Consider the following 10,645-nt stretch of genomic DNA (forward strand, 5'->3'; position numbering starts at 1 on the left):
CGTCGCTATCCTCACTAAGCATGAGCCAGGATTACGAGGATGGATTCGCCGTCACCGTCGCCGCCCGCGACGGCGGGTGGGTCGTGCGGGAATTCGACGACGATTTCACCGCCCTGGACACCTCCGTGGCAGCCGTACGGGCGCTGCGCAGCGAAGGTCCGGCCTTCGCCCTGCTGAACGTGGAGGACGAGTACGCCGTCATCGTCCGGCCGGGTCCCTCGCGCACCCGCCTGCTCCTCTCCGACGCGACGATGGCCGTCGACGACGACTTTGCCGCGGACATCCTCGACGAAGCCGGCATCGACGTTCCGGACATCGCGCCCGAGGACCTCGACGATGTCGATGGCTGGGCCGACGGCGATTTCGCGCTCCTGGAGGATCTCGGCCTGTCGGAGCAGGTCCTAAGCGTGATCATGGACAGTGGCGACGAGCCGGGGGAGATCATCGAGCGCGTCGCGGAGGTGCTCGGTTTCTCCGACGAGCTCGCGGACTGCCTGGACTGAGGCGTGAGCCCCAGCGGGCCGGAGCGCCGCGCCGACGCCCGCATGGCGCGCGCCATCGAGGTGGCCGGGCAAACCCCGCCCGGTGATGTTCCCGTCGGGGCAGTCGTCTACGACGCGCTCGGGAGAGAGGTGGGGCGCGGGGTGAACCGTCGTGAAGCGAAGGGCGATCCCACCGCCCACGCCGAGGTCGAGGCGATCCGCGATGCCGCCCGAACCCTCGGCACATGGCGCCTCGACGGCTGTGAGCTCGTGGTCACGCTCGAACCGTGCACGATGTGCGCCGGGGCGATCCTCGGGGCGCGGGTGAGCAGTCTCGTCTTCGGGGCATGGGAGCCGAAGACGGGGGCCGTGGGCTCGCTTTTCGACGCCCTGCGCGATCCCCACCACCTCCACCGCGTGGAGGTGCGCGGCGGGGTGCGCGAGCAGGAAAATGCCATCCTGCTGCGGGCGTTCTTTGAGGAATTTAGGTGAAACGAAATGAAATTGTTACCCGCGTCACGGTGGCCCGTGGCTATGGTGGGCGTTGTTAGTTATTCCCAACGTTCGTAAGGAGTACACCATGGCACTTGAAGGCAAGGGCGATCAGCTCAAGGGCAAGGTTAAGGAAGCGGCCGGCGACCTTACCGACGACCGCAAGCTTGAGAACGAGGGCAAGGCCGACCAGCTCGGTGGCGATGTCAAGGAAAAGGCAGCCGACGCCCGTGACGCCGTGAAGGACAAGGCCAACGAGGTTGCCGGCAAGGTCCAGGACCGCCGCGAGCAGCAGTAAATTTGGTCTCGCGGGCGCGCAGCCGTTAATCTGATTCGCGGTAGCGTGTCCGAGCGGCCGAAGGTGCTCGCCTCGAAAGCGAGTGAGGGTAAAACCTCCGCGGGTTCAAATCCCGCCGCTACCGCCAGGTAACGCAAAGCCCCTGACCTGCAGGTCAGGGGCTTTGTCGTACCCGCCCTATAAGATGTGCGGGGATTGATTCACGTGAAACATGAAACTGCCCGACTACTGATTGCGGAAGCTGATGGCGAATTTCCTTTTCCGGCTCGGACGATGGTCCTACCTGCACAAGTGGCGCGTGATTGTCGCCTGGCTGCTGTTGCTTGCCGCGGCCGGTGCCGGAGCGGGCACACTGTCCAAGCCCTTCACCTCGGAGTTCGCGATCTCCGGCACCCCCTCCATCGATGCACTCTCGACCTTGGACGAGAACTTTCCGGGGCAGGGAAACATCGCGCGGGCACCGACGGTCAACCTCGTTTTCGCCGCCCCCGAGGGGCAGACACTCGACCAGCCCGCCAACATGCGGGCGATGGACGAGACGGTGGCCTACATCCGCGACAATCTGGGCGATATCCAGAACACCCAGCGCTTTGGCAACCCCGTGGTGGTCAACGCGGACGTGAGTAAGCAGATCATCGGGCAGATGACCCAGATGGGCATGCCCGAGGAGTCCGCCCGCCAGGACGCCTACAACGTGCGCACGCTCTCGGACGACAAGCGCATCGGATACACCTCCTTCGACTTCGGCGCGGAGACCTCGATGTCCGTGTCGGATGACGAGCGCGGCGTGGTGAACAAGGCGATGGAGATCGGGCGCAGCGCGGGCCTCGAGGTCGAGGCCGGGGGAGCGGGTTTCGGCGACCCGATCGAGATCAAGACGGGCAGCGAACTTGTCGGCCTGGCCGTGGCACTCGTCGTGCTCCTCATCACGTTCGGTTCCCTGATCGCCGCCTCCATGCCGGTGATCACCGCCGTGATCGGGGTGGGCATCGGCGCGCTGTCGATCCTCATCGTCACCCATTGGATCGAGCTCAACAACGTCACCCCGGTCCTGGCGGTGATGATCGGCCTTGCCGTGGGCATCGACTACGCCCTGTTCATCCTCTCCCGCTTCCGGCAGGAGAGGCACACCCTGGACGGGCCGGACGCGGCGGGTCTGGCCACCGGCACCGCAGGTTCCTCCGTGGTTTTCGCCGGGACGACCGTCTTCACCGCTCTGGTGGCGCTCTCGCTCGCGCAGATCAAGTTCCTCACCTGGATGGGCCTCTCGGCGGCGGCCACGGTGTTCATCGCCGTGCTCATCGCCCTGACCCTCATCCCCGCACTTCTCGGCGCGTGGGGGGAGCGGTCCTTCGGAGTGCGCATCCCCGGTATCGCGGGCCACGCCGGGCCGGGGTCCCGTCCGGCAAAGGATCTCACCCGCCACTCCCTCGGCCGCAGCTGGGTGCGCTTCGTGCGGCGTTTCCCGGCCCTGGTCATGGCCGTGGTCATTCTGGGGCTGGGTGCGCTGTCCCTGCCGATCCTCAACCTGCAGATGTCACTGCCCTCCGACACCACGGCGAACCACGACACCACCCAGCGCAAGGCGGCGGACCTCATCTCGGAGGGCTTCGGCCCGGGCGTCAACGGCCAGTTCATGGTGGTCGCCGACGCGCACCACGTGAACCCGGACGCGGAGATCCTCCAGCCGTACATGTCCGCCATCCCGGACGAGACGGGTGGGGCCGCGACCAAGGCCGCTCTCGCCTCCTTCCTCTACACGGTCAACGAGGCCGGCAGCGTCAACGGCATCCGCCACGCGCAGCTGATCAACGTCAACGACGATTTCACCGCCGCCCAGATCGTCGCCACCCCGGAAACCGGCCCCGAAGAGGAGCGCACCCTCGACGTCGCCCACGGCCTGCGGGCCGCGACGGCGCAGGTGGAGGACGCCACGGGCGTGAAAATCGGTCTGACCGGCCTCACCGCCGTGCAGATGGACATCACAGAGGAGCTGGCTGACGCCATGCCCCTCTACCTCTCGATCGTCGTCGGCCTCGCCATCCTTCTGCTCATCCTCGTCTTCCGTTCCCTCCTCGTGCCCCTGGTTGCGGGGCTGGGCTTCCTGCTCTCGGTGGGGGCCGCCTTCGGGGTCACCGTCGCCGTGTTCCAGATGGGCTTCACCGGCTTGGTGAACACCCCGGGGCCGATCCTGTCCTTCATGCCCATCTTCCTCATCGGCGTCACCTTCGGCCTGGCGATGGACTACGAGGTCTTCCTGGTCACGCGCATCCGCGAACGCTACCTCGAGGCCCGCCGGGCCGACGACCCGGAGGCGGAGGTCACCGCCGTCGAGGACTCCACGGTGGAGGGTTTCACCCAGGGCGCGCGCGTGGTCACTGCCGCGGCGATCATCATGATTTCCGTGTTCGCCGCGTTCATCGATCAGCCGCTGCCCTTCATCAAGATCTTCGGTTTCGCCCTCGGCGCGGCCGTGCTTTTCGACGCCTTCTTCGTCCGCATGGCCCTCGTTCCCGCGACCATGTTCATCCTCGGCCGGACAACCTGGTGGATGCCCCGGTGGCTCGACCGCATCCTGCCCGACGTGGACATCGAGGGCACTGGCCTGGAGAAGCGGTTCGAGGGGCGTCGCGGGCTCAGCCAGGACGCCGCCGAACCCGTCCGGGACCCCGGAGAGGGCCGCCACGCGCGGCAGGAAGGCGCGGTGGTTTAGTCATGGCGCAGGACCTCAGCTTCGACGTCGCCACCACCCTCTACGACGCCCCGGGCAAGCACGGGCGCACGGGCGTGATCCACACGCCGCACGGGGACGTCGCCACGCCGGCGTTCATCCCGGTGGCCACGAAGGCCACCGTGAAGACGCTGACCCCGGAGCAGATCCGAACTACGGGCGCGCAGGCGATCCTCTCCAACGCCTACCACCTCTACCTCCAGCCGGGCCCGGACATCGTGGACGAGGCGGGGGGAGTGGCGGCCTTCGAGAACTGGCACGGGCCGACGTACACCGATTCCGGCGGTTTCCAGGTGATGAGTCTGGGCGTGGGCTTCAAGAAGGTCCTCGCCATGGACACCGCGGGGCTCACGGACACGGACATCCGCGCCGCGAAGAAGGACCGCATGGCGCGCGTCGACGAGGACGGTGTGGACTTCAGGAGCGTCATCGACGGCTCCTCCCACCGCTTCACCCCCGAGGTGTCCATGCAGATCCAACATCAGCTGGGCGCCGACATCATGTTCGCCTTCGACGAGCTCACCACCCTGGTGGACACCCGCGCCTACCAGGAGGAGTCCGTGGAGCGCACGCGCCGCTGGGCGCGGCGCTGCCTGGAGGAGCACAACCGGCTCACACTGGAGCGCGCGGCGCACCCCAAGCAGTCGCTGTGGGGTGTCGTGCAGGGTGCGCAGTACGAGGACCTGCGCCGCACCGCCACCCGCGGGCTCCTGGAGCTGGACGCGCGGGCCCGCGAGGCGGGTCGGCGCGGTTTCGGGGGTTTCGGCATCGGTGGCGCCCTGGAGAAGGAGAACCTGGGCACCATCGTCGGCTGGGTCACGGACGAGCTGCCCGCCGGCAAGCCCCGCCACCTGTTGGGAATTTCCGAGCCGGACGACATCTTCACCGCCGTCGAGGCCGGCGCGGACACCTTCGACTGTGTCGCGCCCACCCGACTGGGCCGCCGGGGCGGGGTGTACACCCTCGACGGGAGGATGAACCTCACCGCGGCGCGCTTCCGGCGCGACTTCGCCGGGGTGGACGAGGAGTTCGGCGGCTACGTCTCCGAGAACTACTCGCGCGCCTACATCCACCACCTGCTCAAGGCCAAGGAGTTCCTCGCCGGCACGCTGTGCACCATGCACAACCTCGAGTTCATGGTGCGGCTGGTGGATAACATCCGTGTCTCCATCGACGAGGGGCGCTACGAAGAATTCCGCGATGAGTTCCTGGGGCGGTATTACGGGGCGTCGACAAGCGCGTAGTTGGACTCCTCGGTGCGGCGCACCCAGGCGATGGTCGGGTAGGTGATGGGCAGCAGGACGACCTCCATGAGCGTCTTCCACACGAAGCCGACGACGACGTAGTTGATGAACTGCCCCGCCGTCTCGATGCCGATGACACCCGCGGCGATGACGCAGAAGATGAGGGTGTCCGCGAACTCGCCGACGATCGTCGAGCCGATCAGGCGCGTCCACAGGTTGGCGGGGCCGAAGCGGTCCTTCATTTTCTGCAGGACCCACGCGTTGAGCAGTTGGCCGACCACGTAGCCGGACAACGAGGCCAGCACGACGCGGGGAACGAGGCCAAGCACCGTGGCGAAAGTGTCCTGGGCATCGTAGAAGTCGGCGGCGGGCAGCCAGATCGCGGCGTAGAAGGACGCCACCCCCAGCACGGCGACGCCGAATCCCGTGAAGACGGCGCGCCGGGCTGCACGGAAGCCGTACACCTCGGCGAGCACGTCGCCGATGACGTAGGAAATGGGGAAGAGGAAGAACGCGCCGTCGGTGATGAGCGGGCCGATCTGCACGCCCTTCTGGGCGGTGATGTTGGACAGCAGGAAGACCGCGCAGAACACGGCGACGAGAGTCGGGTACGGGGAGCGGGCGGAGGGGTGAGTCACGCGTCATATCCTAGAGCCATGAACGCGGGCAGATACGCACCTTCCCCCAGCGGGGACCTTCACTTCGGCAACCTGCGCACGGCGGTGTTGGCGTGGCTCTTCGCGCGGCAATCGGGGCGAAACTTCTACCTGCGCGTGGAGGACATCGATTCGGAGCGCTCATCCCGTGAGTCCGCGCGGCGCCAGATCGCGGACCTGGAGGCAATCGGCATCGACTTCGACCCGCCGGTGGTCTACCAGTCGGAGCGCGGTGCCTTGTACGAGGCCGCGCTGTCGCGGCTGCCGGTCTACGAGTGCTACTGCACCCGCCGCGACATCCGCGAGGCCGCCGGGGCGCCCCACGCCAAGCCCGGCATGTACCCGGGTACGTGCCGCGACCTCAGTGAAGAGCAGAGAGCTTCACGACGCTCCGAGCTCGCCGCCCAGGGCCGCCTCCCCGCGCTGCGCCTGCGCGCCGACGCGCGGGGGTGGGCTGTGCGGGACTTCTACCGGGGTGATGTGATCGGGCCCGTGGACGACGTGGTGCTCCGGCGCGGCGGGAACGTCAACCAGGCGCAGGCGGGGGACTGGGCGTACAACCTGGCTGTGGTGGTGGACGACGGTGACCAGGGCATCGACCAGGTGGTGCGCGGAGACGACCTGCTGATGTCCGCGCCCGCGCAGGCCTACATGGCGCACCTGCTGGGGTACGCGGAGCCGTTGTACGTGCACGTGCCGTTGGTGGTCAACGCGGAGGGGAGGCGGCTGGCCAAGCGGGACGGGGCGGTGACCCTGCGGCAGATGGGGGAGGTCCGCGCGGCGGTGGGGAGAATCGCGGTGTCGGTGGGGTGCGCCGGGGTGGCGTCGTTAAGCGAGCTGCTCGGCGTGTTCGATCCGGAGGCGCTCCCGCAGGAGCCGTGGGTGTGGGTATGACCCACGCAAAAACCCGCCCACTGTTTCCAGTGGGCGGGCCCGTGGCGGAGGATGTGGGATTTGAACCCACGAGGGTATTGCTACCCGCACGCGTTCCAGGCGTGTGACATAGGCCGCTAGTCGAATCCTCCATAGAAAAACGCTGCTTGCGTCGGGGGATTACTTTAGTCCACCGCCCGTGCGCAGACAAAACGGCAGGTGGGCGGGCATACCCAGCGCCTTTTTGTGCGCGTCCGCCCGACGGGCTACAGTGTGGGTCAGGATCTCACGCGGTGCTTATCTTGTGAACTCCCCCAGGGCGGGAACGCAGCAAGGGTCAGCGAGCTCTGGCAGGTGCGTGGGGTCCCTTTAGTTTGCCCGCGAACGGGGTGTCGGGTGTGGCAGGTATCATATCGGGGACAGCGTTCCTCGGCGCCAGGCGCCGGGAAAAGCCCAGCCCAACCGACGGAAGTGATGCACCCATGTCCCTGCTTGATCTTGAGCCGAACGAGCTGGAACAGCTCGCTGCCGATGTCCGCGCAAGGTACGACTCGCTGAAGGCGAAGAATCTCAACCTGGACCTCACCCGCGGCAAGCCGTCGAGCGAGCAGCTCGACTTCAGCAACGAACTCCTGGCGCTGCCGGGGCGCGACACCTACCGCGACAACACGGGTGCCGACGTGCGCAATTACGGCAAGCTCGAGGGCATCCCTGACATTCGGGAGTTGTGGGCAGAAGTCCTCGGGGTGGACCCCGCCAACGTTATCGCAGGGGACTCCTCCTCCCTGAACATCATGTTCGACCTCATCTCCTGGTCCTGCATCTTCGGCAACAATGACTCCCCGGAGCCGTGGAAGGACCTCGTGGCCCGCGGTGAGACTCTCAAGTGGATCTGCCCGGTCCCCGGCTACGACCGCCACTTTGCCATCACCGAGAAGTTCGGCTTCGAGATGGTCAGCGTCCCCATGCTCGAGGACGGCCCAGATGTCGCCGCGATCGAGAAGCTCGTGCAGGACCCGCTGGTCAAGGGCATGTGGGCCGTGCCGATCTTCGGAAACCCCACCGGCGTGGTCTACTCCCGCGAAGTCACGGAGCGTCTCGCGGCGATGGAGACCGCGGCGCCCGACTTCCGCATCGTGTGGGACAACGCCTACGCCGTGCACACCCTCACCGGTGAGTTCCCCGAGAACCCGGATGTCATCTCCCTCGCAGCGCAGAAGGGCCACCCGAACCGCTTCTGGTACATGAGCTCCACCTCCAAGATCACCTTCGCGGGCGCGGGCGTGTCCTTCTTCGCCTCGTCGAAGGAGAACCTCGACTGGTACACCTCCATCGCGGGCATCCGCGGCATCGGCCCGAACAAGGTGAACCAGCTGGCGCACGCCGTGTACTTCGGCGACGCCGAGGGCGTCCGCGACGTCATGCGCAAGCACGCCGGCTCCCTCGGCCCGAAGTTCCGCGCGGTGATCGAGATCCTGGAAAACCGCCTCGGCCCCCACGGTGTTGCCACCTGGACCGAGCCGGAGGGCGGGTACTTCATCTCCCTCGACGTCATCGACGGCACGGCCACCCGCGTGTGGGAGCTGGCCAAGGACGCCGGCATCACGCTGACCAAGGCGGGCTCCGCCTTCCCCCACGGTAAAGATGCGCGCGACCGCAACATCCGCCTCGCCCCCTCGCTGCCCCCGCTCGAGGAGGTCACCGAGGCAATGGACGGCGTGGCCACCTGCGTGCTGCTCGCGGCCGTCGAAAAGCTCGGTGCCTAAGTGACGGGTGACGAGGCCGTAGTTTGGCTCGCGTCGCTCTTTCCGGGCCTGAGCCTTTCGCTTATCGACGCCATCCCCGTCGCCTCGGCCACCCACGACGGCCAGCCGCTCGCCGTGACCGTCGGCTTCAGCGCCGTGGACTCCGGTCTGGTCACCGATGACGGAGCCGCCACCGATGTGCGATGCGAGCTGGTCTGCACCGCGGACCAACCGGCCTTTGTGCTCGGAAGCGCGGTGGTGGCGGCGGGGCGCGAGCTGGAAACGCTCGGCGTGCCGGCCCGGCCCGGGGTGCTGCTGGAGGGCCTGTTCGCGGGGCTCGATATTCCCGGTGAACCCACCGTGCGCCACGGCTACCTGCGCGAGCCCCGACTTTTCGAGCGCGGCACGCCCACCTACAGCGAACCGGGCCGGGTAACCCTCCTGCTGGAACTGGCGGCGTTGACGGACGAGGAGTTCGGCATCGCCTCCGAGCAGGGTGTGTTTGTGCTGGAGCGGCGCCTGCGCCGCCGCGGCGTGAAGGTCGGGGACTGGTACAGAGAGGCCGAGTGATGAGGGAGATGGACCCATGAGTTTCCGCACGCGGGTTGCCGCCGCCATTCTCGCTGGGGTTGCGGTGTTGCTGGGTTATGCGCCGGCACAGGCGGCGTCGTCGCAGCTTCCGCTGCCGCAATTCGACGGCCACGCGGGCGCGGTGCAGCGTCAGGGCAGCTCCACGATGGTTCCGGAGGGGACGAACAACCCGGAGTGCACCGCGGACGAGATCGTCGTGCTGGTGCACGGCACCGATGCGACCTTCTATGCTGACTACGCGCTTATTGGGGAGACTCTCGCACGGGCCGGGTGGTGCGTCTACGGAATCGACTACGGCTACGGGGAGAATTCCTACGGGTGGGCTCCGCTCACTTCCTCCGCGGCGCAGATTGATCGGCTGGTGGATAACGCGATGGCCACTTCTGGCGCGACGCGCGTGCATATGGTGGGTTATTCCCAAGGTGCAACGGTGTCACGTTACTGGGTGAACGAGATGTCCAAGGGCAGGGCCGCGTCGTGGTTCGGGCTCGGTTCACCGACCGCCGGTCTGGATTTGCCCGCGGTTGGCCAGCAGGTTCAGGCGAGCTCGGCGCAGCAATCGATCATCGCGCCGGCCCTGCTCGATCACGTACGCGGCAGCGAGGTGATGCGATCGCTCACGAGCACGCCCACCATCCCGGGCGTGCGCTACGCCACCTTTGGAAGCCGGTTTGACGGTGTGCTCTCCGTCATCGACCAGCAGCTGCCGGGGGCGACAAACATCGTGCTGCAGGACGTGTGCCCGAGCGACCTCTCCGGGCACTTTTTCCTGCCGTACAACCCCACCGTGGTCGAGGCGATCGAGCAATGGCTGCGGGACGGCGAGATAGGGCAGTTGCCCTGCGCGCTGAGGAGCCTCTGGTACGGGGCGGCCGATCTGGCCATCGTGAGCAACTTCGGCGACAAGCCGCTCCCGCCGCCCGTGGTCTACCCGCCGTCGCCCTCATAGCGGCCGCGTCTCTCGGCTAAGGTTGTCCGCGTGGCTCTATACAGGAAGTACCGCCCCGCTACCTTCGGCGAGGTGATCGGCCAGGAGCAGGTCACCCGCCCTTTGTCGGCTGCCCTGGACAACGGGCGAATTAACCACGCCTACCTGTTCTCCGGTCCCCGCGGTTGCGGCAAAACCTCCTCCGCGCGCATCCTCGCGCGGTCGCTGAACTGCGTCGAGGGGCCCACCTCGACCCCCTGCGGTGTGTGCCCCTCCTGCGTTTCCCTCGCCCCCGGCGGGGCGGGCAACCTCGACGTGATGGAGCTCGACGCCGCCTCCAACGGCGGTGTGGACGAGATGCGCGACCTGCGCGAGCGCGCCATGTTCGCCCCGGCGGAGTTCCGCTACCGCGTCTTCATCATCGACGAGGCCCACATGATCTCCAAGGTGGGCAACAACGCCCTGCTCAAGATCGTGGAGGAGCCGCCGGAACACCTCATCTTAATCTTTGCCACCACCGAACCGGAGAAGATGCTGGGCACCATCCGCTCGCGCACCCACAACTACCCGTTCCGCCTGCTCACCCCGCAGGCAATGCACGGGCT

11 protein-coding genes, 2 tRNA genes and 1 other RNA gene are annotated in these 10,645 nt (G+C 67.2%); 12 read left to right on the plus strand and 2 right to left on the minus strand.

The annotated features are described in order from the left end of the window. Window positions 1–20: 20 nt before the first annotated feature. From B3611_RS08090 to tgt, 6 genes are all read left to right on the plus strand, one after another. The gene (locus tag B3611_RS08090) at window positions 21–503 is read left to right on the plus strand and encodes a tRNA adenosine deaminase-associated protein (protein ID WP_291314568.1); all 483 of its coding nucleotides are present in this window, start codon (window positions 21–23) and stop codon (window positions 501–503) included. Between the two features lie 42 nt (window positions 504–545). Further along, window positions 546–974, plus strand: coding sequence for a nucleoside deaminase (locus tag B3611_RS08095; protein ID WP_291314588.1), 429 nt, complete (start codon window positions 546–548; stop codon window positions 972–974). 88 nt (window positions 975–1,062) lie between these two features. Then, window positions 1,063–1,272, plus strand: a complete 210-nt coding sequence (locus B3611_RS08100) for a CsbD family protein (RefSeq protein WP_291314569.1) — start codon at window positions 1,063–1,065, stop codon at window positions 1,270–1,272. A gap of 39 nt (window positions 1,273–1,311) precedes the next feature. Then, window positions 1,312–1,399, plus strand: a tRNA-Ser gene (locus tag B3611_RS08105). Between the two features lie 117 nt (window positions 1,400–1,516). Then, window positions 1,517–3,985 carry an MMPL family transporter gene (locus B3611_RS08110; protein ID WP_291314570.1) on the plus strand — a complete coding sequence of 823 codons (2,469 nt, stop codon included), beginning with the start codon at window positions 1,517–1,519 and terminating at the stop codon, window positions 3,983–3,985. Window positions 3,986–3,987: 2 nt separating this feature from the next. Beyond that, window positions 3,988–5,247 (plus strand): tRNA guanosine(34) transglycosylase Tgt, encoded by a 1,260-nt coding sequence (gene tgt, locus B3611_RS08115; RefSeq protein ID WP_291314571.1) that lies wholly within the window; start codon window positions 3,988–3,990, stop codon window positions 5,245–5,247. Here the strand turns inward: tgt and B3611_RS08120 are convergent. Beyond that, entirely contained in the window at window positions 5,223–5,885 is a 663-nt protein-coding gene (locus B3611_RS08120) for a queuosine precursor transporter (protein ID WP_291314572.1), read from the minus strand. The two genes, tgt and B3611_RS08120, sit on opposite strands and share 25 nt — an antisense overlap. An 18-nt stretch (window positions 5,886–5,903) precedes the next feature. Here B3611_RS08120 and gluQRS point away from each other — a divergent pair, with 18 nt between their 5' ends. Continuing rightward, window positions 5,904–6,797, plus strand: a complete 894-nt coding sequence (gluQRS, locus tag B3611_RS08125; protein WP_291314573.1) for a tRNA glutamyl-Q(34) synthetase GluQRS — start codon at window positions 5,904–5,906, stop codon at window positions 6,795–6,797. Between the two features lie 42 nt (window positions 6,798–6,839). On the opposite strand, the gene B3611_RS08130 is transcribed toward gluQRS, so the two are convergent. Beyond that, window positions 6,840–6,928 (minus strand) — tRNA-Ser (locus tag B3611_RS08130). A gap of 125 nt (window positions 6,929–7,053) precedes the next feature. Between B3611_RS08130 and ffs the strand changes: the two genes are divergently transcribed. The 5 genes from ffs to dnaX all read left to right on the plus strand — a co-directional run. Further along, window positions 7,054–7,150: signal recognition particle sRNA small type (gene ffs / locus B3611_RS08135), an RNA gene on the plus strand. A gap of 108 nt (window positions 7,151–7,258) precedes the next feature. Further along, a complete protein-coding gene (locus B3611_RS08140) occupies window positions 7,259–8,542 on the plus strand; it encodes an aminotransferase class I/II-fold pyridoxal phosphate-dependent enzyme (RefSeq protein WP_291314574.1) in 1,284 nt (427 codons plus the stop codon). Further along, window positions 8,543–9,091 (plus strand): hypothetical protein, encoded by a 549-nt coding sequence (locus B3611_RS08145; protein ID WP_291314575.1) that lies wholly within the window; start codon window positions 8,543–8,545, stop codon window positions 9,089–9,091. Between the two features lie 16 nt (window positions 9,092–9,107). Continuing rightward, complete coding sequence (locus B3611_RS08150; RefSeq protein ID WP_291314576.1) at window positions 9,108–10,061, plus strand: esterase/lipase family protein; 954 nt, start codon at window positions 9,108–9,110, stop codon at window positions 10,059–10,061. A 30-nt stretch (window positions 10,062–10,091) separates the two neighbouring features. Then, a partial coding sequence (dnaX, locus tag B3611_RS08155; protein WP_291314577.1) for a DNA polymerase III subunit gamma/tau occupies window positions 10,092–10,645 on the plus strand: 554 nt, incomplete at its 3' end.

Origin of the sequence: Corynebacterium sp. UBA2622 (assembly GCF_002339505.1) — a bacterium.
In the GTDB taxonomy this organism is placed as follows: Bacteria; Actinomycetota; Actinomycetes; order Mycobacteriales; family Mycobacteriaceae; genus Corynebacterium.

What these genes read in the sequence shown, in the direction of transcription:
- B3611_RS08090 (WP_291314568.1), top strand. Translation starts at nt 21, where the DNA reads ATGAGCCAGGATTACGAGGATGGATTCGCCGTCACCGTCGCCGCCCGC.
- B3611_RS08095 (WP_291314588.1), top strand. Translation starts at nt 546, where the DNA reads ATGGCGCGCGCCATCGAGGTGGCCGGGCAAACCCCGCCCGGTGATGTT.
- B3611_RS08100 (WP_291314569.1), top strand. Translation starts at nt 1,063, where the DNA reads ATGGCACTTGAAGGCAAGGGCGATCAGCTCAAGGGCAAGGTTAAGGAA.
- B3611_RS08110 (WP_291314570.1), top strand. Translation starts at nt 1,517, where the DNA reads ATGGCGAATTTCCTTTTCCGGCTCGGACGATGGTCCTACCTGCACAAG.
- tgt (WP_291314571.1), top strand. Translation starts at nt 3,988, where the DNA reads ATGGCGCAGGACCTCAGCTTCGACGTCGCCACCACCCTCTACGACGCC.
- gluQRS (WP_291314573.1), top strand. Translation starts at nt 5,904, where the DNA reads ATGAACGCGGGCAGATACGCACCTTCCCCCAGCGGGGACCTTCACTTC.
- B3611_RS08140 (WP_291314574.1), top strand. Translation starts at nt 7,259, where the DNA reads ATGTCCCTGCTTGATCTTGAGCCGAACGAGCTGGAACAGCTCGCTGCC.
- B3611_RS08150 (WP_291314576.1), top strand. Translation starts at nt 9,108, where the DNA reads ATGAGTTTCCGCACGCGGGTTGCCGCCGCCATTCTCGCTGGGGTTGCG.